Raw genomic sequence first — 20,679 nt, 5'->3', positions numbered from 1 at the left:
TCGAGTCGGATCAACGCTCGGGCAACCAGCGTCAGTCGCTGGTCACCGCACTCATTCTCGGTCAGTGTGGCTCGGCGCGCTGACCTTTCCCACCGACCTGGTCATCTGGCGCGGTGTCGTCGACAGATCAGCCCGGAAGCCGAACCGGCATCAGCAGGTAGGTGTACTCGCTGTTGGGTGCGGCGTATGCGCCGTTCTCGTCGGTCACCGGCTCGGTCTCGGCACCCGGCCGCAACACTGCCGGCCTCGACGGTGTGGTGAACCCGAAGTCGACGGTGGACGAATGCAGCGACGTGAGTCCGTCGAGCAGGTAACCCGGGTTGAACGCGATGGTCAGGGGGTCGCCGTAGAACTTCACATCCAGCTGTTCCTCGGCGCGACCTGCGTCATCGCCACCGGCGGTGAGCAGCACGGTGTCCTCACCGAACTCGAGCCGCACCTGCGCACCGCGCTCGGCGACCAGGGCCACACGCTTGATGGCCTCGGTCAGCGGTGCGATCTCGATGTTGGCCACCGACGTGTGGGTGGGGGGCAGCAGCTGACGGAACTTCGGGAACTCCGCATCCAGCAGTCGGGTGGTGGTGCGACGGCCCGATCCGAGGATGCCCAGCAGCCCATCGGCGCCGATGCTGCCACCTGATCCGAAGGCCAGACCGACGGCCGAGGTCCCATCGGATCCGGCCGTGCGAGCCGCTTCGGCAAGTGTCTTCGCCGGGACAAGAACAGCGGAGGTGGTACCCGCGACTTCCGGCTTCCAGGTGAGTTCACGAACTGCCAACCGGAAACGGTCGGTCGCGGCGAGCACCACGGTCTCGTTGTCGATCTCCAGGCGGATACCGGTGAGCATCGGCAAGGTGTCGTCGCGGCCGGCAGCCACCGCGACCTGGGTGATCGCCTCGGCGAAGACATCGGCCGGGATCGAGCCGGTGTTGTCGGGCACCTCGGGAAGCTGCGGATAGTCCTCCACCGGCATCGTCGGCAACGAGAACTTCGCGCTCCCGCAGACGATCGCGACGCGGGTTCCGTCGAGTTGCACGTCGACGGGCTTGGCTGGGAGAGCGCGCGTGATGTCGGCCAGCAACTTGCCCGACACCAGGACCTGTCCTTCGTCGGCGACCTCGGCCGAGACGTTCACCTGTGCCGAGACCTCGAAGTCGAAACCCGAGACGGACAGTCCGGTCTCGGTCACGGTCAGCAAGACACCGCCGAGGACCGGAACCGGTGGTCGGCTGGGCAGGCTGCGTGCAACCCACGCGACCGAATCTGCGAACTCGTCGCGAGTCACCCGAAACTTCATCGTCTTCAGTTTCCTTCTGGTTGATCGTTCCACTGCGCAAGAGGTCGCCGGCGGGCGGTGAACTCCTCCGAGCGCAGGCGTCAGGGTCTCCACTCTAAAGCGGATGACAAGTATTCGGTGGCGATGGGGTGCGCTCGCGACGACGTCCCGGATGTCTTGTGAGACCTGTGGAGGAGGGTTGTGCACACACCTTCTTTTAAAGAGTGTTGTTAAGAGAGAAATTCTTCTTAGTAATAGGTCCTGTGAAATCTGTGGATGACAGGTCTTGTTGGCTGGTGGCCGGTCTGCGGGCCTGGGGGCGAAACGTTGGCCGATGTCGCGTGAAGTTGAAGTACATGTGAACACAACCCGGCTCCGCGGGAACGGTCCACTGTCTATCCACAGATTTTGGTAGTTATCCACGGGCTTGTACACAGGCAGATCGGGTCGCGCAGATCACCAGGGAATGGGATGACAAGTCTGAAAAGTCTGCGGGAGTGGTCGAGACTTGTCGTTTTCGGCGAAGCACGCCGGGTGGGATGTGGTCTCCGGAGGCGTGCTTTCGGAGGCCGGGGCGCCGGCATGGACGTGGGTGTAAGCGACGCATTGTGATCATCGAGGGTGAGACAGGACGCAGAGATCAGCGAGGAAGCAGCACCGGGCCACGCAGAGGCGTTCTGGGCGTGCGGGAGAAGAACGGCGCCCGGGAAAACAAGGGCGCCCGGGCGAAGATCAGAAGGGGTGAGACGACAGGTGTCAGCGGCGTGAGCGCTGTTTGATCCTGGCGGTGAGTTCCTGGACCTGGTCGTACACGCGCCGACGCTCGGTCATCTCTTTGCGAATCTTCTTGTCCGCGTACATCACAGTGGTGTGATCACGGTCGAATGTCTCCCCGATCTTGGGCAGTGACAGGTCGGTGAGTTCGCGACACAGATACATTGCGATCTGCCGTGCCTGGGCAATCGAGCGGGTCTTGCCGGGCCCACGCAGCTCTTCGATGCTGATGTCGAAGTACTCGGCATTGACCGCAAGGATGGTCGCCGCGGTGATCTCCAGACTGGCCGAATCGGGTAACAGCGCTTGCAGCACCACATCGGCCAGGGCCGTGTCGAGCTCGGAGTGGTTGAGCGACGCGAAAGCGGTCACGCGGATCAGCGCACCTTCGAGTTCGCGGATGTTCCGTTCGATCTTCGACGCGATGAGCTCGAGGACGTCGTCGGGCACGCGGATGTCGTCCATCTGCGCTTTCTTGCGCAAGATGGCGATGCGGGTTTCCAGCTCGGGCGGCTGGACGTCGGTGATGAGACCCCATTCGAAACGGGTTCGCAGCCGATCTTCAAGTGTCGCAAGCTGTTTCGGAGGCCGATCGGACGACACCACGATCTGCTTGTTCGCGTTGTGCAGGGTGTTGAAGGTGTGGAAGAACTCTTCCTGGATGCCTTCTTTGCCCTCGAGGAACTGGATGTCGTCGACGAGTAACACGTCCATGTCCCGGTAGCGGCGCTTGAACGCCACTCGCCTGTCATCACGAAGCGAGTTGATGAAGTCGTTGGTGAACTCTTCGGTCGACACGTACTTCACCCGCATGCCGGGGAACAACCGCTGCGCGTAGTGGCCTGCAGCGTGGAGCAGGTGAGTTTTTCCGAGGCCGGATTCTCCCCAGATGAACAGAGGGTTGTAGGCGCGGGCAGGTGCCTCGGAGATGGCGACGGCCGCGGCGTGCGCAAAGCGGTTCGAGGCACCGATGACAAACGTCTCGAAGGTGTACTTCGAGTTCAGACTGGAGTCGCCGCTGGAGTTGCCCGACGTGCTGCTGCGCGACGAGTCGACGTGGCGCCTGGAACCGGAGTCGGTGTTGAAGTAACTCGGCCAGTCTCCACCGGCGCCGCCGCTGATGTCGCGGTCGCGGTCGGCGAAGGTCTCCGGCGGCGGCGAAGCCATCGAATGGACGTTGCGGGACTCGCCCTCGAGCCGTGGTCCGGCGTCGATGCGGGAGTCCCCGTTCATCCGGGGGCCACCCCCGATGTCGTCGATGCGGTGGGGCCGGCCGTTTGCCGCGACCGACTCGGGCGCGGTGGGAGGTTCGGGCTCGTAGGCGTCGGCTGCGATCGGATCGATGCGCACCGCGAGATCCACCGAATGACCGAGGTGGCGACTGAGGGCCGACACGATCGGTTCCCGCAATCCGCGTTCGATCTGTTCCTGGACCCGCGGGGTGGGAACGGTGAGGAGCGCGAAGCCTTCGGCGAGTGTCAGCGGCCGGACGAGCGAGAGCCACGCCTTCTGCTGTTTGGAGAGGGGATAGCTACCGGGAGACGTGTCGTCATTGAGTTCGGTGACCACGTTGCGCCAGATCACACTGAACGAATCGTGATCCGAATCGGCTGGCATGGTCATCCCTCTTTGTGGTTCGTCACCAATTGTCCACACCGTTATCCACAGGTGTGGAGGAACAGCGAGACTGGCAGCGAACCCAGAAAGGGTTGTCGCGATTCCGCCCCGGGTGGATAGCTTGGGTGAAGTTAACAGAGATTGGCCGGGGCTCACAACTGATCACCACATGTTGCAGGTAAAGGCAAGAATCCGGCCGATCAAGGCGTGTCGTCCGCCGATACCGCAGGTCGCAGCGCGCTTCGTGGTACGGAGGCGGTTTGACCGGCCGTTGGCGAGTCAGTAGTCTCGAACGGTCGCCGAACGTCGATTCCGGCTGAGGTGAACCACTCGCGAGTGGTTCGGGAGCCGAAGCATCGGGGTAGCGACCAGACCACCTATTAACAAGCTGGGCTCAATCATGGACGCGAGCCCGTCACACGAGGAGTTTCACCGTGGCCAAGGGCAAGCGGACCTTTCAGCCGAACAACCGTCGTCGTGCACGCGTGCACGGATTCCGGCTGCGTATGCGTACCCGTGCGGGTCGCGCGATCGTCAACACCCGTCGTCGCAAGGGACGCTCGAGCCTGACGGCCTGAGCCGACACGGTACCGCAGCCCGCGCAGCCGGCCGCAACACACGTGTTGGCCCCACCTAACCGGATCACCCGGCGATCGGACTTCACCCGCACTCTCAAAAATGGGGTGCGGGTTGGTCGGCGTGATGTGGTGGCGCACGTGCTGGTACCCGAGTCCCCAAACTTCGTCACCCACGGTGGTCCACGGATCGGTCTGATCGTCGGCAAGTCGGTGGGCAATTCCGTGGTTCGTCACGCGGTTGCCCGACGGCTTCGTGCGGCTGCACGTCCCCTGGTGGACCGGTGCGACCCGAGCACGCTGGTGGTCGTGCGTGCGCTACCCGGTAGCGCCACGTGCCCCGAACCGGAACTGGAACGACAGCTCACGGCGGCCGTCGCCAAAGCCGAGCGTCGTCTCGAATCGACCGTGTGATGTCTCAGTCGGTGTCGTCCGATCAGGAAGTCCGCTCAGGTGTGAGCGTGCGGACCTGGCCGCGGCGCGCCGTCATCTTCTTGATCGAGCTGTATCGCACGTGGATCTCCCCCATGCGGATGCCGACGTGCCGGTTCGAGCCCTCCTGCAGTACGTATGCGGTCGAGGCGCTCACCGAATACGGAGTGCTGTACGGCGGCTGGTTGTCGGTGGTCCGGCTGCTCAAGTGCGGTCCCTGGCACAAGCCGGGTTACGACCCCATTCCCGAGCGGCGTGGCCACACATCGTCGCCGACGGAACCCAAGCCTGATGAACCCTCGGCCTGTGAGCCGGAATCTGCTGTAACAGTGAGGAACTGACGACGTGCTCGATTTCATCTATTGGCCGGTCTCGGCGATCATGTGGGTGTGGCACTGGCTGTTCAGCCATGTTCTCCCCGACTCCCCCGGGGGCTCCGGCATCGCCTGGGCCCTGTCGGTGGTCTTCCTTGTATTCACCTTGCGCGCGATCCTCTACAAGCCGTTCGTGAAGCAGATCCGCACCACGCGGAAGATGCAAGAGATCCAGCCGCAGATGCAGGCGATCCGCAAGAAGTACGGCAAAGACCGGGTCAAGATGACCGAGGAGATGCAGAAGCTGCAGAAGGAGCACGGGTTCAATCCCCTGCTCGGATGTCTGCCGATGCTGGCACAGATCCCGGTGTTCATCGGTCTGTTCCACGTGCTGCGCTCGTTCAACCGGATGGGCACCGGCTTCGGCCAGCTGGGCATGACGGCCGAGGAAACCCGGTCATACGGCAACTACATCTTCAACCCCGAGCTGGTTCAGAACTTCCTCGACGCGCGGTTGTTCGGTGTGCCGCTCTCGTCGTACATCATTCAGCCCACCTCGGAGTGGGTGGCGTTCAGCGCTGACGGGTCCATCGACTTCACGCGGATGAACATCATCATCCTGGTGATCCCTCTGGTGATCATCTCCTCCATCGCGACGCACATGAACTCCCGTGCGTCCGTTGCCCGGCAGAGTGCGGCGGCAATGGAGAATCCGCAGACGCGCATCATGAACAACCTCGCGCTGTACGTCTTCCCTCTGGGCATCCTGGTGTCGGGCGCGTTCTTCCCGGTCGCCATCCTTCTTTACTGGGTGTCGAACAACTTGTGGACCTACGTTCAGCAGCACATCGTGTTCGGCAACATCGAGAAGGAAGAGGAAGCCGAGAAGGCTGCCAAACTCGAGAAGCGGTCGAACAACGCCCCCAAGCCCGGTGCGAAGCCGGCAGTATCGTCCAAGCCGAAGCCGGGAGCGAAACCGGCAGGCAAGTCGAAGACCGACGCCGCAGGCGATAAGGGCGCAGCCGTGAACATGTCGAAGGACGCGTCGACCGACGATGAGGTGGACCTGTCGAAGACCTCGTCCAACGGTGCGACCGCTTCGGGTACGGACAAGACCAAGAGCGGTTCACCCAAGGGCGGTACTCCGAAGGCCGGCGGCTCCCCTGGATCAAACGGTGCAAAGAAGCCCGCGTCCGGACGGCCGGCCTCCGGGCCAGGCGGTCAACGCGGTGGCAACCAACAACGTCGTAAAAAGAGGCGCTGACCCATGAGCGGTCGGTTCCCGAAAGAGTGCAAAGCGAGGGTAGTTCGATGAGTGCAGAGACGAAGGACGTTGCTGTCGACGATCTGGTCGATCAGCCGGCGTCCAAGGACCATGTGTCCGAGGAGCCCGTGTCGGACGAGGCGGTGTCCGATGAAGACTCCACCAGAGATCCAGACATGACCGACGAGGAGCGTTTGGTCGAAGAGGGCGAGATCGCGGGCGACTACCTCGAGCAGTTGCTTGATGTCCTGGACTTCGATGGCGACATCGATCTGGACGTAGACGGTGACCGTGCTGTGGTGAGCATCGACGGCGGTGCGGATCTGGTGAAGCTCGTCGGAAAGAACGGCGAAATCCTGGACGCGTTGCAGGAGTTGACCCGCCTGGCGGTGCAGCGCACCACGGGCGACCGTAGCCGTCTCATGCTTGATGTCGCACGGTGGCGTGCTGATCGTCGGGAGCGTCTGGCCCGGCTCGGTACTGAAGTCGCTGAACGAGTGCTGGAGAGTGGCGAACGCGAGACGCTCGATCCGATGTCACCGTTCGAGCGCAAGATCGTTCACGACGCGGTCGCCGCTGTCAGTGGCGTCTACTCCGAGAGCGAAGGGGCCGAACCCAATCGTCGGGTTGTTGTCCTGAAGTCCTGATCGAAACCTAGAAAGTGGGCCCCCGGCGGATTCGCCGGGGGCCCACTGCTTTCTCGGGTCCGAATTACACCGATGTTGTTTTGTCGGTATGTGGGTGGCGCGAGAGGATGTGTGAGGAAGTTGTTTCACGTGAAACGGAGGCGCGGGTGACCGCAGAATTTTCTGCTGAGAACGGCGAGCAATTACAGCGAGCCGCAGCAACGGTGTTCGGCGACCAACTGGGTAAGGCAGAGGCCTACTGGGACATGCTGGCGAACGCCGGGGTTGAGCGTGGACTGATCGGGCCTCGCGAAGTCGACCGTCTCTGGGCACGCCACATTCTGAACTGTGCTGTGGTTGCGCAGCTGGTCGCCGATGGGGAGACGGTGGTTGACATCGGCAGTGGCGCGGGTCTACCCGGCATCGCTATTGCCATCGCCAAGCCGTCGCTGCGAGTGTCTCTTGTCGAACCGCTGCTGCGCCGATCGACTTTCCTCGACGAGGTTGTCGAGGCGCTGGAACTGGACGTGCAGGTTGTGCGCGGACGGGCCGAGGAGAAGTCGGTACGCAAAGTGGTGGGTGATTCCGACGTGGCGACATCGCGCGCCGTGGCCCCGCTGGATCGTCTCGGGAAGTGGTGCACTCCCCTACTTCGTCCGGGTGGCCGGCTCTTGGCCGTGAAGGGATCTTCTGCCGCCGACGAAATTGCTACCCACCAAGGCACCCTGAACCGCATTGGTCTTGCCAGGCTTCGGGTCGAAGTGTGCGGGACCGGACTACTTCCCACCCCGACGACGGTAGTGTCTGGCGCGCGGGTTGGTGGTCGTCGGTGACAGAGCGCAGAATGTTCAGCAGGCGTAGCCGAAGGAGCCCAAGCGTGTCCAACGAATCGCACGTTTCACGTGAAACAGTTTCACGTGAAACCAGCGCGTACGAGACCACATCCACTTTCCGCAAGGAGTCCCCGCTGGACACCCCGATTGCGGCTGCTGCTGAACGAGCCAGCCGCGTATTGACCCCGGGAGGCTCGGGTGCACTCCCCCGGCCCAAGCACACCCGGATCATCACGATCGCCAATCAAAAGGGTGGAGTGGGCAAGACGACCACCGCCGTGAACATGGCGGCGGCACTGGCGGTGCATCAGCTTCGCGTCCTCGTGATCGACCTCGATCCTCAGGGCAACGCCAGTACAGCCCTCGGTGTCGACCACCGGTCGGGGATCCCGTCCGTGTACGAACTCCTCATCGGTGAAGTGAGTTTTGCCGACACGATCGTCCAGAGCTCCTCGAACGAGCGGCTGTTCTGTGTGCCGGCGACACTGGATCTGGCCGGCGCAGAGATCGAACTGGTGTCGATGGTCGCGCGCGAGAACCGGCTGCGGAACGCACTCGATCAAGAAACGCTCGACCGGTACGACTTCGATTTTGTCCTGATCGATTGCCCGCCATCACTGGGACTGCTGACCATCAACGCGATGGTCGCAGCGCGGGAGGTGATGATCCCGATTCAGTGTGAGTACTACGCCCTCGAGGGTGTAAGCCAGTTGTTGTCGAATATCAACCTCGTTCAGGCGCACCTCAATCCGAACCTCCACGTGTCCACTGTGGTGCTGACGATGTACGACGGCCGCACGAAGTTGGCCGACCAGGTCGCCGAAAGCGTGCGTGAGCACTTCGGTGACCGTGTGCTCAACACGGTCATTCCACGCAGCGTCAAGGTCTCTGAAGCGCCGGGCTACGGCACCACGATCATCGAGTACGACCCGGGTTCACGTGGAGCCATGAGTTATTTGGATGCGGGCCGCGAGTTGGCGTTGCGGTCGGATCGAGAAGAGGAGAACCGGTAGTGACCGAGTCAGAGCAGGCTGTCGGCCCTTCGAAAACTCCGGGCAAGACCGCGGGCGGCAAGCCAAAGGCACCACAGCGCAAGGGCGGCCTCGGTCGAGGACTGGCGGCACTCATCCCCACCGGGCCCACCGAGGGCCCGCGTATGGGATCCGCGGCGTCTGATGCCGTGTTCGGCCCGGCGAAGGAATCCACCACCTCGTCGGAAACAGCCACCTCTCCGGTGCCCACTCCCCCGACCGTGACGGATCCACGTGGTGTGGACGACACGGTGGGTGCGATCTACCGCGAGATCCCACCGGCTCTGATTCAGCCGAACCCGCAGCAGCCGCGTACGGCGTTCGACGAAGAAGCGCTCGCCGAACTGGTGCACTCAATCCGCGAGTTCGGATTGATGCAGCCCATCGTGGTACGTCGTCTGGCGGAACCAGATGCCGGTGCCGAGTACCAACTCGTCATGGGCGAGCGCCGCTGGCGAGCGAGTCAGGAAGCCGGACTCGAGACGATTCCGGCGATCGTTCGCGAGACTGCCGACGGCGACATGTTGCGCGACGCGCTCCTGGAGAACATCCACCGGGTGCAGCTCAACCCGTTGGAAGAAGCGGCCGCGTATCAGCAGCTGCTCGAGGAGTTCGGGGTTACACACGAGGAGCTGGCAACTCGACTCGGTCGTTCGCGGCCTGTGGTCACGAACATGATCCGTCTGCTGCGGCTGCCGATTCCCGTGCAACGACGTGTCGCAGCCGGCGTTCTGTCGGCCGGACACGCTCGTGCGCTACTCGCCCTCGAAGCGGATTCAGCCGCACAGGAAGCACTCGCCGCACGAATCGTGGCCGAAGGTATGTCGGTGCGAGCCACCGAGGAAGCGGTGCATCTTGCCAACCGAGGCGATGGACCCGCTGCCCCGGCTCAGCAAAAACGCAAACCGATGCAGATGCCCGGGCTCCAAGACGTCGCCGAGCGGCTGTCCGACAAGTTGGATACGCGGGTGACGGTCGCTATGGGTAAGCGTAAAGGCAAGATCACTGTCGAATTCGGGTCCGTCGGCGACCTCGAACGGCTCGTGGAGATCATCGCGCAATGATGAGTTTTGAGCCGCGAATTTCCGAGTACCCCAGTGTCGGGATGAAACGTCACTGTGACGTAGCCCCGTCTCCGGGTGCTCGGAAACCGTGGAACACGCTGTTGCACATGGTCTTTCCGAATTTGGGCGGCTCATCTCTACCGATCACGGATCATCACTTAAACTGGAAAGCGTTCAGGGCAGAATTCGTTCCAATCAGGTGTGTTCAGGAGGCGGCGGGGCCGTGTCGGTAACGATAACGCCGCTCACCATGGACGGGTTCGAGTCACTCTCCACCCACACTCGTCGGTGTGTGTTCTGGGAGATGGACCCAGAGCTCATTCCCGCGAATCCCGGCGGCGGAGAGTTCGACAGCGAGTTCGACAAAGAAGCTTGGGTGTCGATGATGCTCCTCGAGTGGGGCACGTGCGGACAACTCGCGATCAACACCCATACCGGCAAAGTGGTCGGGGCGGCGTTCTACGGTCCCCCACGCAGCGTGCCGCGCTCGTTGATGTTCCCCACGTCCCCGGTGTCGGCTGACGCAGTGATCCTGACGTCGCTCTGGGTCGACCCGGGCTTTGACGGCGCGGCCGACGAATTGGCCACCGCCGTCGTCGTCGATCTCACCCGTCGTGGTGTCCGGGCAATCGAGTCATTCGGGATTGTCCGGTCGGCGCACACCACTTCGGTGGAGGAACCCGATCAGGAATCGATCTGTCCGCATTGCATGATCGATGCGCACTTCCTGAAGGGCGCAGGTTTCGATGTGGTGTCGGCTCACCACCGGTACCCACGACTGCGTCTGGAACTCGACGACGATCTCGGCTGGAAGGCCGGCGTGGAGAGTGCGCTCGAGAAACTTGTGGTGATGGCGGCCATCGACGTTGCGGGACGCGAACGGACAGCAGTGCCAGTCGGCCAGAAGACCGGACTGCGACGGCGGATCGCCGAGCAGTAGCGGCGAACTCTTCCGTTCAATCGTCAGGCGCGGTCACCAGGGAACGGTCAGCGGGCCAGTTCTTCTGAGGCGAGCAACTCGGCGAAGGTGTACGTGCCGGTCGGCTGATCATCGCGGCCCAGAAGGTATAACCGCTTCACGGCGACCAAGATGGCCTCGGCGATGGTGTCGCGCACTGCGGGGTCACTCAGCTCGGTCGCATCATGAAGGTTGCTGATGTAGCCGACGTCGAGCTGCACGGCAGGCATGCGTGTGCGTCGCATGATGTCCCACGTGCGCTCGTGCCACCGGCAGTCGCGCAGATGGGTACGGGCGACGATCTCACGCTGGATGAACCCGGCGAGCGATCGGCCGATGGTGGACGAAGAGCCATGTGGCGTACCGAAATAGAACGTCGCGACGCCACTGGCGCGGTCGTTCGGATAGTGGGCGCAGCGCAGCGCGAGAAGTAGATCGGCACCGATTGCGTTGGCGGTTTCGGCGCGCTCTTCGTCGGAGGGGTCCTCCCCCTGGGCGCGCGAGAAGAAGGTCTCCATGCCAGCGGCGATCATTCTGCCCTCGAGTCTGCGGGCAAGGTCCCACAGGATCTCTTCTTCGATCTTTGCCGTGGCCGGGTCGGTGCCTGGGTGCGATCCGCCGGAGCCCGGGTCGATGACGATCCGCTTGCCGGACAGCTGGGGGCCGAGCCGGCGGACGTGTTCTTCTTCGCGGATCGCATGCGGTGATCCACCGGTGACACGTGTACCCAGTAGCTCGAGCGAACGAAGGGTCGCCGGCCCGCAGATGCCGTCTGAACTGAGTCCGAACTCGGACTGGTAGCTGCACAGTGCGTTGTAGGTGTCCGCACCGAAGAACCCGTCGACCAAGCCGGTGTAATAGCCGAGGTTCTGCAGACGCGCCTGCAACGTGGCGACGTCGTCGCCGTGCATGGGAGCCGAGAGTTGGTACGAGAGCACTCGCGCACCCAGGCGGTAGGACGCCTCGCGGAGCGCACGGAACGTCGCGGGCCCGACAACACCGTCGACGATCAGGCCGCGTTGCTGCTGGAACGCCCGGACCGCGTGGTCGGTTGCGAGGTCGAAAACGGCTTCCGGTTGCGCCCAGCCGTTCGGATCGACCAGCCGGCCGGCCGGTGAAGGTGCGTCGTTCAGCAGACCCTGTCCGGTGAGAATGCCACGAATTTCGGCCACAGCCGAGCCGTGATCTCCCAACCGGAACAACGGCGTCACGAGGCCTTCCCTTCTGGCGTCAACTCGGGCGTCGGCGGCACAGGGGTACCGCGCTCGGCGTGGTTTTCGGAGCGCAGGGCTCCGAGTCAGCTACGAGTGTCTCAGCAATCCGCCGTCAGAGCCAATACGGTCACGTACCAATTTGATGACCGTAATCATCTCAGTACTGGTACGTGACCGCTGGCGAGGGGACTGCTGAACAGGGCCGACTACTTGCCGAGAACCCCATCGAGTTCGCGGAGAAGTGCCGCTTTGCCCTTTGCCCCGACGATGGTCTTGGTGGGCTTGCCATCTTCGAAAAGGATCATCGTGGGGATCGACATGATCTGGAAATCCCTTGCGACATTGGGGTTCTGGTCAACGTCGAGCTTGGCGACGGTGAGCTTGTCGGAGTTCTCCCCGGCGATCTCCTCGAGCACCGGAGCGACCATCTTGCACGGTCCGCACCAGGTGGCCCAGAAGTCGACCAGCACCGGCTTGCCGGCACCGAGCACTTCCTCCTTGAATGTGGCATCTGTCACGGCAACGGTGTTTGCACCCATTTTGATCTCCTTTGGTTCGTCTGTGGGGGGCCGGTTCGGTCGAACCGGTCGGTTCGAGCGGTCAGCCCTGAACGCCGGCTGCTTCGGGGACCTCGAGCGGACTGATGTCGTTCTGGTCCGCGAGCCACCGCTCGGCGTCGATGGCGGCGGCACAGCCCGAGCCGGCGGCCGTGATGGCCTGCCGGTAGGTGTGGTCCACCAGGTCGCCGGCGGCGAATACGCCGGGCAGTGAGGTGTACGTGGTGCGGCCCTGCACCCGCACGTAGCCGTCCGGATCGAGGTCGACCTGGTCCTTGACCAGCGCGCTGCGTGGGTCGTGGCCGATGGCCACGAACATGCCGGTGGAATCGATCTGCGAAGTGGCACCGGTGACGGTGTCCACCAGCTCCAGGCCGGTCACCGACGTCTCGCCGAGAACACGGCCGATGGTCGCGTTGGTCACGAAGCGGATCTTCTCGTTGGCGCGGGCACGCTCGAGCATGATCCGTGAGGCACGGAACTCCTCGCGGCGATGGATGACGGTGACACTGCGTGCGAACTTGGTGAGGAAGGTCGCCTCCTCCATGGCGGAGTCACCGCCGCCGATGACGGCAATGTCCTGGTCACGGAAGAAGAAGCCGTCACAGGTGGCACACGCCGACACTCCTCGGCCGAGCAGATCCTGCTCGCCGGGAATGTCGAGGTAGCGGGCTGCGGCGCCCATGGCGAGGATGACGGCTTTTGCCCGGTGGGTCTCGCCGCCGGCGTCGACCTCTTTGATCTCGCCGGTGAGGCGGACCGCGTCGACGTCTTCCATGCGCAGGTCCGCACCGAAGCGGATGGCCTGCTCACGCATCTCGTCCATGAGTTCGGGACCCTGGATCCCCTTCTGGAATCCCGGGAAGTTCTCCACCTCGGTGGTGGTCATCAACGCACCACCGAACTGGGTGCCCTCGAAGACCACCGGGGAGAGTTCGGCACGTGCGGCATACACGGCTGCTGTGTATCCGGCCGGTCCTGATCCGATGATGATCACGTCGTGGACGGTCTCGGTACCTGCTGAGGTCATCGGTGCTCTACTTCCTTACGGTGGTTCAACCTGGGCTCGTGGCCTGTCGGGGCGAGGCGGTGGGCTCCGCTGTCAGCGAAGCCTTGACGTTTTCTTCACCCGCGATGGACAACACCAGCCTAAAGGGATCTGTTCCCGGAACAGGTGCGCAGACCCTGTGAGAGCTCACAGAAACGTTCGGCACGATGGATCCGTGCTCCTGCGACCCTCGCGACTCTCCACGTGGCCTCCTCTGGCCTGGGCGGCGACTCTGACGATTGCCATGGGCGCCGTTTACCTACTGGCCGTCCGTACCCAGTGGGGTCAATATCTGGACCAGCAGGCCTACCTGACGCTCCGCGGCACCGGGGCGAGTGCTGACCTGCCCCACGTGGTCGGTCTGGGGTCCATCACCGACTACCGACTGTGGATGGTTGCGGCGGTCCTGATCATCGGTCTGGGCATTGTCGCGGGGCGGCGCTGGAGTCTGTTGCCTCTGCTGCTGTTGCCGATCGCCGGGATCCTGGTGGCTCAGTTCCTGCGGGACGAGCTGCTGCTACGCCCAGACTTCGTCGGAGATGGCTGGCTGTCGAACACCTTTCCGAGTGGGCACGCCGCTGCAGCTGCCGGATGTGTGGCGGCCATCGTACGAGCGGCTCCGAGACGGGTGGCCCCGGTGTTGGCCATCCTCGGAGTCGGCTGGTTGACGCTTGTCGGTCAGGACTTGATGGTCTGGGGATGGCACCGGCCCAGCGACCTGATCGGGTCGATTCTGGTGGCGACGGCCCTGGTGCATCTGGTGCCGCCGACCCGGCGACACACCTACGACCTCGGCCCGCGCCCAGTGTCAGGCGTACGGGCAGGAGTCTGGACGGCAGCCGCAGCAGCGACGGGACCGGTGGTGTGGTCGGTGGGAACGGGCCATCTGGCGGTGCTGCCGGTGGGACTCATCGCGGCAGCTGCCGTGGCGTCACTTGTTGCCGATGGTGGTGCGGCTGAGCGTCGCCGGATTGGCCGTGTCGCAGTCGGCTCCGACCACCAGCGCATCGAACCGTCCCGCCGTGCCCGTGCTGAGCAATATCACCACCGCAGGGCCGCCACCGGCCTGAATTGAACTCGTACCCAACACAGCAGTGGCCGGCTGAATTTCGTTGGCAGCCAGACAACGGTCGCGGCGGGCGAGGTCGCCGAACGCGGTGTCGGAGGACTGGCCGAGCGCGCTGAGCAGGGTGGCATCCGAAGGCACGGCGATGGAAGTGGGAGTGGGAACGTTTTGTTCGGCGATTGCGGGTTCGGAGCGGCCGCTGAAGGCAAAGGTGGTCGCGACCGCGATCGCAGCCACGGCTGCAGCTGCGGCAACAGCAGAGAGCAGAACGGCACCACGATGACGGCGCAGCGGGGTGACAGCCTCCGCAGGTGCATCGTGATGGTCAGCGGCCATCATGTGTAGCGCCTGGTCGAGCTTGTGCTGGGCGTAGGCGGGCAACGGCTCCTCGACGAGCGGCGCAGAAGCCAATTCGCCGGTGGTGGCGTCCAGCGCTTTCCAGATGGTCAACGAGTCCGGGTCGTCGAACACCTTTGCGCGCAGGGCATCGGCCACCTCGTCGGGATAGACGCCGGCGTGGAGGTCGGCGATCATGTCCAGCGGGTACGGCGGTTCTGGCAGCTCGCGGTCAGTGTGGTGCCGATTGCCGATACCGAACATCGTTCGAACCCCAGTTTCCCTCGTTTTCTTGATGTGAAAGCTAGGACGCCAGTTTCTTCGCAACGGTTCCCTCGACACACTGTCTTTTTTTACCGACTTTCGTGGACCACACCCGCCTCGACCGCCGCGGCCCGATAGGCCTCCGCAAGGGTGTCGACGGTGTGGTGTGCGTTGAGACCACTCGGGTTGGGAACAACCCACACCACCGTGTCGCCGATCGTACGGTCCTGACGTCCGGCAGTTGCCTTCCGGTCCCCAAAAGCCGTGCGGTAGGCCGTGATTCCCGCGACTGCGATGACCTTTGGGTGCACGCGGGTGACCGTCTCGATCAGCTTGCGGCCGCCCTCGATCAGTTCTTCGGTGGTCAGTTCGTCGGCCCGTGCAGACGCCCTCGGGACGACGTTGGTGATACCGATCCCTCGGTCGAGCAACAGGGCCCGATCGTCATCGCTCATGCCTGCCGACGCATCGATCAATCGATCGACGATCCCAGCCCGCCACAGAGCCGGATAGAAGCGATTGCCGCGCCGGGCGAAGTGTGCGCCGGTCGCCGCCGTCCAGAGTCCGGGATTGATCCCGACGAACAACAATTTGCAGTCGGGCCCGATGAGATCGGGGACGACGGCATCGCGATACGACTCGAGTTCGGCGCGTGTGAAGCCCATCGGACCAGTAGACCGCACGGTCACGGGCGGATGCCACGGACAGCCCGGATCAGCTCTGCGACGCCTGAAACGCGGCTTGAAGACGTGGCTTTGATAGTGGCCTGAAGAGTGACGGGTGGCGACTATCCCTGGGCCTCGTCGGCAGTGTCACGCAGGTGTCCCAGCAGTACCGCCAACTTGGCGCGGCCGCGTGCGCAGCGACTCTTGATGGTCCCGGAGGGAACCCCGAGGAGTTCGGCCGCCTCCGCCACCGAATACCCCTCGACATCGATGGCAACGATCGCCGCACGCTGCTCGGGGGGCAGAGAGTCGAGCGCACGGCCGATCGACATGGACAGGTCGACGGTGCCGGTGCGGTCATGGGGATCGGCGAGTTGTGCGATGTCGAACTCGGGCAGAGGAACGGTCTGCCGAGACTTGTTGCGGCGGATACGATCCAGGCATGCGTTGACGACAATACGATGCAGCCACGATGTGACCTTGGCGTCGGCGCGGAACCGATGGGCCATGCGGTGGGCGTTGAGGAGGGCTTCCTGCAGTGCGTCGGCGGCGTCTTCGTCGGAATGAGAGGTGCGGCGCGCAACGGCCCACAGGTAGCTCTGATGACGGGTGATCAGAACCGCAAACGCATCCCTGTCCCCCTGCACATGCGCTGCAAGCAATTCCCCATCGGTCCGCACGTCACCGCCGGCCCTCCCCCATTTGGCCATGGGAGTGAGACTAATGGACCCCAATGTCGCGTGCGAGACCAGATGCAAGTGCATCTGTTTGTATGACAACCCGTCAAAAAGGGCCGTGACCGGCGCCGATGGCCCACCGTACCGACGAGCGGACGGGGTCCACCGGGGAGAGCATTAGACTTGACCGATCGGCGGGGAATTCTCGGCTGTGCTCCCCGGAAGGATCGCCACATCACTCTGTCGTCTGCGCCACATGAGATCTACCTCGTTCCTCCCGAGCTCGACAAACCGGAGGCCGTCCTTCGTGAGTCACCGGCTTCGGTCGCGCGGCTCCGGGAGCGGCCCGACGTCGTCGGGTTCGAGGGTCGATACGCGCTGACCATCACCTCGACCACACCTCACCAGGCGATGGTCGAGGATCTGCTGTTCATCCGGGACGTCCTCGACGACGCGGAGATCGAATACCTGCTCGTGCGCGGGAACGACGAACGCCCGGTGATCGCGGTGGCATGGACCAACCGCAAAGCGATGACACGAGCTCTTGCGGACGCCTGCGAACGCGAACCGTTCTACTCGAAAACCGTTGACGCAGAACGCGGTAAGGCGGTCTTCGTCGGCGACGGACGCCTGTCAGCGTCGTCCAAGGCGCGAATCTTCCGGCTGTACCGGCCACGGGTGGAACCGGGCAGCGGCCTGCACTACGGCGCATCCACCGCTGTCCAGGTGGAGCTGTGGTCGTTCACGCCGTCGGAAATCATTCTCCCGATCGAGAATTCACTCACCCGGCGCACGATCCGCAAAGAAGAGGCCGTTCGCGGCACGGTGGAGAAGTTCGGCAAGACGTGGCCGACCATCGAGAACATGTTTGCCGGCCATGCCTCCGACATCAACTTCGACATCGACATCGTCTTCTCCTGGGTCGACGGTTCGTCGGCCGAGTTCCAGGCCCAGCGCGCCAAGCGGATGCAGAATTACGTTGTCGGAGAAGGGGATGCGTCAGCCGCGCGGTACCGACAGATCGACGAGCTGAAGTATGCGCTGCGGTCGGTGTACATGTACGCACCCTGGGTACGCCGCATCTTCGTGGCCACCGATTCCGAGCGGCCGTCCTGGCTGGCCGACGACCCGCGGGTCACCTTCGTGCCGAGCGAGGAGTTCTTCGCCGACAAATCGGTTCTGCCGACACACAATTCGCAGGCCGTGGAATGTCAGCTGCACCGTATCCCGGGGTTGTCCGAACACTTCCTGTACTCGAACGACGACATGTTCTTCGGTCGGCCGGTCAGCCCTGAGGCCTTCTTCTCCTCCGGCGGCGTGAGCATGTTCATCGAGGCCACCACACGCATCGGTCTCGGATACAGCGACCAGGACCGCAGCGGGTTCGAGAACGCGGCGAGGGTGAATCGTCGGCTGTTGCAGGATCGGTTCGGGCTCATGACAACTCGGCATCTCGAACATGCCGCCACCCCGCTACGCAAGAGTGTGCTCGAAGAGATGGAGAGGGAGTTCCCCGCTGAGTTCGCCGCCACCGCGGCGAGTGCGTTCCGGTCGAGCAGCAACATCTCGGTGACCAACTCGCTCTACCACTACTACGCGTTGATGACCGGGCGCGCGGTGGTGCAGAAGGACGCGAAGGTGCGCTACATCGACACCACCGAGTACGCCGGGCTCAAGGACATGGAAAAGATGCTGCCCAAGCGGGCGGTGGACTTCTTCTGCCTCAACGACGGCAGCGTTCCGGAGGTCGACCTCGAACTGCGGACGCAGACGGTCACGAGCTTCCTCGACCGCTACTTCCCCATCGTCGCCCCGTGGGAGACTGCCGCGACGACATCGTCTTTCGCGTAGGCGCCCACACGTCCTGTTCAGACGCGACTGACCGAATCGGCTCTGCGGCCGTCGGCGATGACGATGCCTGCCTCGGACAGTCGGCGCGCGGTCTCGGCCGGCGAAACATACTCTCCGACAGTCTCATACGTACCGATCGGCACCGCTGAGTGGACGATGGTGGTGTCGTAGACATGCACCAGGTTGTAGCCCTGGCCTCCGTCGCGGCCGCGCATGGCACCGGCAGGGACATTGAGATCTTGGTTGTAGCAGGTGGCTGCGGCCACCGACACCGGGATGCCCGCGAAGGTGGCGGTGGTGGAGTAGTGCAGGTGCCCGGCGATGATGGACCGTACATCGCTGCCGCGCAACACATCTGCGAGACGATCCTGGTCGTGTAGTTCCACCAGGACAGCCAGGTCGAGCACACAGGGTACCGGTGGGTGGTGCATTGCGAGGATGGTCCCGAAGTCGGCGGGGGTGGCGAGAACCCCTGCCAGCCAATTGAGTTGCTCATCGGCGATCTCGCCATGGTGGAGTCCGGGAACCGTGGTGTCGAGCGTGACGATCCGCAGACCATCGACGTCGTACACGGCGTCGACCGCTGTGGTCGAGGGTTCCTGGTCGAGTAGCTTCACCCGGAAATTCGCGCGGTCGTCGTGATTGCCCATCGCCCAGATCAACCGGGCTCCGAGGTCGTCGGCGACAGGCTGGACCATCGTCCGGAGGGTGTCGTAGGCGCGCGGGTCACCCTTGTCGGCGAGGTCGCCGGTGAACACCAGCGCATCGATCCTCGAACCGGAACCGGTGAGTTCGGTGAGTATCTGACGAAGGCGTGAGGTGCTGTCCACTCCCCCGTAGAGATCGCCGTCCCCGTCGATGAGGTGGGTGTCGCTGACGTGCACGATGCAGTGGTTGGGCCGGGGATACTCGGCCGTCCGAGCCATCATCGGTCTCTCGCTTCCGATCGGATTGGCGCTGGAGGAGACTGCTGGCGTGGAGTGATGCGGTGATCAGGTGACCGCCGCGGTGTCCACAGTAGCCAAACAGTCTGAAACTGCCAGCCGGGGCCCGTGCCGTCGCGGCAGGGTGAACAGCTGCGGTCGTGCGGATGTCGCGGCACCCGGGCGGGTCTGGCACGCTGGGAGCCGCCTGAGAGGTGGAGAACTGTGAAGATCGTTCGCCGGCTGCGTCGCGCCGCCCGCATCATCCTCATCGACGAGGAGGGCCGCACGCTGCTGTTCCGCGGTGTGGATCCACAGAACCCGTCGGCCGGGCCGTGGTGGTTCACCCCCGGCGGCGGCCGAGAAGGCGACGAGAGCGATGAACAGGCGGCGCGCCGTGAGGTGTACGAGGAGACCGGCCTGCAGGTCATCGAGATGTCGGCGCCCGTCTATGCCCGCGAGTTCGACATCGTCTTCGGGGGCGAGCCGATCCATCAGGTGGAGACCTACTTCGTGGCGCACGTGGGAGCGTTCGAGCCCCACTCGGCGGGCTGGACGGAATTGGAGCGCAGCTCGATACTCGGCCATCGGTGGTGGAAGCCCGAAGAGATCGAGGCGAGTGACGAGATGATCTACCCGGCCAATCTTGCGGATCTGGTCCGACGGCATCTGGACAGCCCCACCGATTGACGAACGGCCCGTCAGGACCAGATACCGGAACTGCCGCGCCGGTGCGAGCTCAGCAGATGGGTGTCGACGAGGCCGATGGCCTCCATCAGGGCGAACATCGTGGTGGGCCCGACAAACCGGAAGCCACGTGCGCGCAGGGCCTTCGACATCGCGATGGATTCAGCCGACGTGGTCGGCACGTCGGCCATCTCTTCGGGCTCGGGCGTGCGATCGGGTTTGAACGACCACAGGAAGTCGACCAGGCCACCGTCGGCGCGCAATTGCTGTGTGGCACGGGCGTTTCCGATGGCGGCCTCGATCTTGCCGCGATGGCGGATGATGCGTGCGTCGGCCAGCATCGCCTCGATTTCGCGGTCGCCGAACGCGGCGACGATATCCACGTCGAAGTCGCGGAAGACCTCGCGGAAGGCGGGTCGCTTGCGCAGGATGGTCGCCCATGACAGGCCGGCCTGAAAACCTTCCAGCACAAGTCTTTCGAAGTGGGCGTTCTCGCCGGAGACCGGCATGCCCCACTCGTTGTCGTAGTAGTCGCGCATCAGGCCGGTCTGTGCGGCCCACAGCGGACGGATCAGCCCGTCCTCACATCGCACTGCACCCGCGGGCAGTCCGTCGGTTGTCACCGCT

The 20,679-nt window shown here is 63.8% G+C and carries 21 protein-coding genes; 12 read left to right on the top strand and 9 right to left on the bottom strand.

Annotated elements, in window-relative coordinates; genetic code table 11:
* Positions 1-127 precede the first annotated feature (127 nt).
* Positions 128-1,297, bottom strand: coding sequence for a DNA polymerase III subunit beta (gene dnaN, locus KXR83_RS01940; RefSeq protein WP_099382810.1), 1,170 nt, complete (start codon positions 1,295-1,297; stop codon positions 128-130).
* 735 nt (positions 1,298-2,032) lie between these two features.
* Positions 2,033-3,667 (bottom strand): chromosomal replication initiator protein DnaA, encoded by a 1,635-nt coding sequence (dnaA, locus tag KXR83_RS01935; protein ID WP_437423349.1) that lies wholly within the window; start codon positions 3,665-3,667, stop codon positions 2,033-2,035.
* A 434-nt stretch (positions 3,668-4,101) separates the two neighbouring features.
* Here dnaA and rpmH point away from each other — a divergent pair, with 434 nt between their 5' ends.
* From rpmH to KXR83_RS01890, 9 genes are all read left to right on the top strand, one after another.
* Positions 4,102-4,245 carry a 50S ribosomal protein L34 gene (rpmH, locus tag KXR83_RS01930; RefSeq protein ID WP_081729590.1) on the top strand — a complete coding sequence of 48 codons (144 nt, stop codon included), beginning with the start codon at positions 4,102-4,104 and terminating at the stop codon, positions 4,243-4,245.
* Between the two features lie 42 nt (positions 4,246-4,287).
* Positions 4,288-4,656, top strand: coding sequence for a ribonuclease P protein component (rnpA, locus tag KXR83_RS01925; RefSeq protein WP_437423348.1), 369 nt, complete (start codon positions 4,288-4,290; stop codon positions 4,654-4,656).
* Positions 4,656-5,015 carry a membrane protein insertion efficiency factor YidD gene (gene yidD / locus KXR83_RS01920; protein ID WP_437423347.1) on the top strand — a complete coding sequence of 120 codons (360 nt, stop codon included), beginning with the start codon at positions 4,656-4,658 and terminating at the stop codon, positions 5,013-5,015. Before rnpA ends, yidD begins: the two co-directional genes overlap by 1 nt.
* A 4-nt stretch (positions 5,016-5,019) precedes the next feature.
* On the top strand, positions 5,020-6,252 hold the full coding sequence (yidC, locus tag KXR83_RS01915) for a membrane protein insertase YidC (RefSeq protein ID WP_437423346.1): 1,233 nt from the start codon (positions 5,020-5,022) through the stop codon (positions 6,250-6,252).
* 47 nt (positions 6,253-6,299) lie between these two features.
* Entirely contained in the window at positions 6,300-6,899 is a 600-nt protein-coding gene (locus tag KXR83_RS01910; protein ID WP_437423345.1) for a protein jag, read from the top strand.
* 245 nt (positions 6,900-7,144) lie between these two features.
* Positions 7,145-7,711 (top strand): 16S rRNA (guanine(527)-N(7))-methyltransferase RsmG, encoded by a 567-nt coding sequence (gene rsmG / locus KXR83_RS01905; protein ID WP_437423595.1) that lies wholly within the window; start codon positions 7,145-7,147, stop codon positions 7,709-7,711.
* Positions 7,712-7,722: 11 nt separating this feature from the next.
* On the top strand, positions 7,723-8,724 hold the full coding sequence (locus KXR83_RS01900; RefSeq protein ID WP_081906721.1) for a ParA family protein: 1,002 nt from the start codon (positions 7,723-7,725) through the stop codon (positions 8,722-8,724).
* A 101-nt stretch (positions 8,725-8,825) separates the two neighbouring features.
* Entirely contained in the window at positions 8,826-9,806 is a 981-nt protein-coding gene (locus tag KXR83_RS01895; RefSeq protein WP_437423594.1) for a ParB/RepB/Spo0J family partition protein, read from the top strand.
* A 223-nt stretch (positions 9,807-10,029) separates the two neighbouring features.
* The gene (locus tag KXR83_RS01890) at positions 10,030-10,746 is read left to right on the top strand and encodes a hypothetical protein (RefSeq protein WP_437423344.1); all 717 of its coding nucleotides are present in this window, start codon (positions 10,030-10,032) and stop codon (positions 10,744-10,746) included.
* Positions 10,747-10,793: 47 nt separating this feature from the next.
* On the opposite strand, the gene KXR83_RS01885 is transcribed toward KXR83_RS01890, so the two are convergent.
* From KXR83_RS01885 to trxB, 3 genes are all read right to left on the bottom strand, one after another.
* Positions 10,794-11,975 carry an N-acetylmuramoyl-L-alanine amidase gene (locus tag KXR83_RS01885; RefSeq protein WP_437423343.1) on the bottom strand — a complete coding sequence of 394 codons (1,182 nt, stop codon included), beginning with the start codon at positions 11,973-11,975 and terminating at the stop codon, positions 10,794-10,796.
* 209 nt (positions 11,976-12,184) lie between these two features.
* Positions 12,185-12,517 (bottom strand): thioredoxin, encoded by a 333-nt coding sequence (trxA, locus tag KXR83_RS01880; protein ID WP_023954118.1) that lies wholly within the window; start codon positions 12,515-12,517, stop codon positions 12,185-12,187.
* Positions 12,518-12,578: 61 nt separating this feature from the next.
* Positions 12,579-13,565 carry a thioredoxin-disulfide reductase gene (trxB, locus tag KXR83_RS01875; RefSeq protein ID WP_437423342.1) on the bottom strand — a complete coding sequence of 329 codons (987 nt, stop codon included), beginning with the start codon at positions 13,563-13,565 and terminating at the stop codon, positions 12,579-12,581.
* Positions 13,566-13,758: 193 nt separating this feature from the next.
* Here trxB and KXR83_RS01870 point away from each other — a divergent pair, with 193 nt between their 5' ends.
* Complete coding sequence (locus tag KXR83_RS01870; protein WP_437423341.1) at positions 13,759-14,658, top strand: phosphatase PAP2 family protein; 900 nt, start codon at positions 13,759-13,761, stop codon at positions 14,656-14,658.
* Between the two features lie 680 nt (positions 14,659-15,338).
* Here the strand turns inward: KXR83_RS01870 and mug are convergent.
* The gene (gene mug / locus KXR83_RS01865; protein ID WP_437423340.1) at positions 15,339-15,914 is read right to left on the bottom strand and encodes a G/U mismatch-specific DNA glycosylase; all 576 of its coding nucleotides are present in this window, start codon (positions 15,912-15,914) and stop codon (positions 15,339-15,341) included.
* Positions 15,915-16,036: 122 nt separating this feature from the next.
* Positions 16,037-16,624, bottom strand: coding sequence for an RNA polymerase sigma factor SigM (gene sigM / locus KXR83_RS01860; protein ID WP_247206718.1), 588 nt, complete (start codon positions 16,622-16,624; stop codon positions 16,037-16,039).
* A 378-nt stretch (positions 16,625-17,002) separates the two neighbouring features.
* Here sigM and KXR83_RS01855 point away from each other — a divergent pair, with 378 nt between their 5' ends.
* On the top strand, positions 17,003-18,442 hold the full coding sequence (locus KXR83_RS01855; RefSeq protein WP_437423593.1) for a stealth family protein: 1,440 nt from the start codon (positions 17,003-17,005) through the stop codon (positions 18,440-18,442).
* Between the two features lie 17 nt (positions 18,443-18,459).
* Here KXR83_RS01855 and KXR83_RS01850 read toward each other — a convergent pair whose 3' ends face one another.
* Complete coding sequence (locus KXR83_RS01850) at positions 18,460-19,371, bottom strand: phosphodiesterase (RefSeq protein WP_437423339.1); 912 nt, start codon at positions 19,369-19,371, stop codon at positions 18,460-18,462.
* 219 nt (positions 19,372-19,590) lie between these two features.
* Here KXR83_RS01850 and KXR83_RS01845 point away from each other — a divergent pair, with 219 nt between their 5' ends.
* Complete coding sequence (locus tag KXR83_RS01845; RefSeq protein WP_437423338.1) at positions 19,591-20,055, top strand: NUDIX hydrolase; 465 nt, start codon at positions 19,591-19,593, stop codon at positions 20,053-20,055.
* A gap of 11 nt (positions 20,056-20,066) precedes the next feature.
* Here KXR83_RS01845 and KXR83_RS01840 read toward each other — a convergent pair whose 3' ends face one another.
* Positions 20,067-20,675 (bottom strand): DNA-3-methyladenine glycosylase I, encoded by a 609-nt coding sequence (locus KXR83_RS01840; protein ID WP_437423337.1) that lies wholly within the window; start codon positions 20,673-20,675, stop codon positions 20,067-20,069.
* Positions 20,676-20,679 lie beyond the last annotated feature (4 nt).

It is taken from the genome of Williamsia muralis, from assembly GCF_051487485.1.
In the GTDB taxonomy this organism is placed as follows: domain Bacteria; phylum Actinomycetota; class Actinomycetes; order Mycobacteriales; family Mycobacteriaceae; genus Williamsia; species Williamsia muralis_B.
The sequence above is the reverse complement of the archived record's forward strand: the minus strand, read 5'-3'. Positions and strand labels throughout refer to the sequence as shown.

Bases quoted from the DNA above. Each gene is read 5' to 3' on its own strand.
- dnaN (WP_099382810.1), bottom strand. From the start codon at position 1,297: ATGAAGTTTCGGGTGACTCGCGACGAGTTCGCAGATTCGGTCGCGTGG.
- dnaA (WP_437423349.1), bottom strand. From the start codon at position 3,667: ATGCCAGCCGATTCGGATCACGATTCGTTCAGTGTGATCTGGCGCAAC.
- yidD (WP_437423347.1), top strand. From the start codon at position 4,656: ATGTCTCAGTCGGTGTCGTCCGATCAGGAAGTCCGCTCAGGTGTGAGC.
- KXR83_RS01910 (WP_437423345.1), top strand. From the start codon at position 6,300: ATGAGTGCAGAGACGAAGGACGTTGCTGTCGACGATCTGGTCGATCAG.
- rsmG (WP_437423595.1), top strand. From the start codon at position 7,145: ATGCTGGCGAACGCCGGGGTTGAGCGTGGACTGATCGGGCCTCGCGAA.
- KXR83_RS01900 (WP_081906721.1), top strand. From the start codon at position 7,723: ATGTTCAGCAGGCGTAGCCGAAGGAGCCCAAGCGTGTCCAACGAATCG.
- trxA (WP_023954118.1), bottom strand. From the start codon at position 12,517: ATGGGTGCAAACACCGTTGCCGTGACAGATGCCACATTCAAGGAGGAA.
- trxB (WP_437423342.1), bottom strand. From the start codon at position 13,565: ATGACCTCAGCAGGTACCGAGACCGTCCACGACGTGATCATCATCGGA.
- mug (WP_437423340.1), bottom strand. From the start codon at position 15,914: ATGGGCTTCACACGCGCCGAACTCGAGTCGTATCGCGATGCCGTCGTC.
- sigM (WP_247206718.1), bottom strand. From the start codon at position 16,624: ATGGCCAAATGGGGGAGGGCCGGCGGTGACGTGCGGACCGATGGGGAA.
- KXR83_RS01855 (WP_437423593.1), top strand. From the start codon at position 17,003: ATGGTCGAGGATCTGCTGTTCATCCGGGACGTCCTCGACGACGCGGAG.
- KXR83_RS01850 (WP_437423339.1), bottom strand. From the start codon at position 19,371: ATGATGGCTCGGACGGCCGAGTATCCCCGGCCCAACCACTGCATCGTG.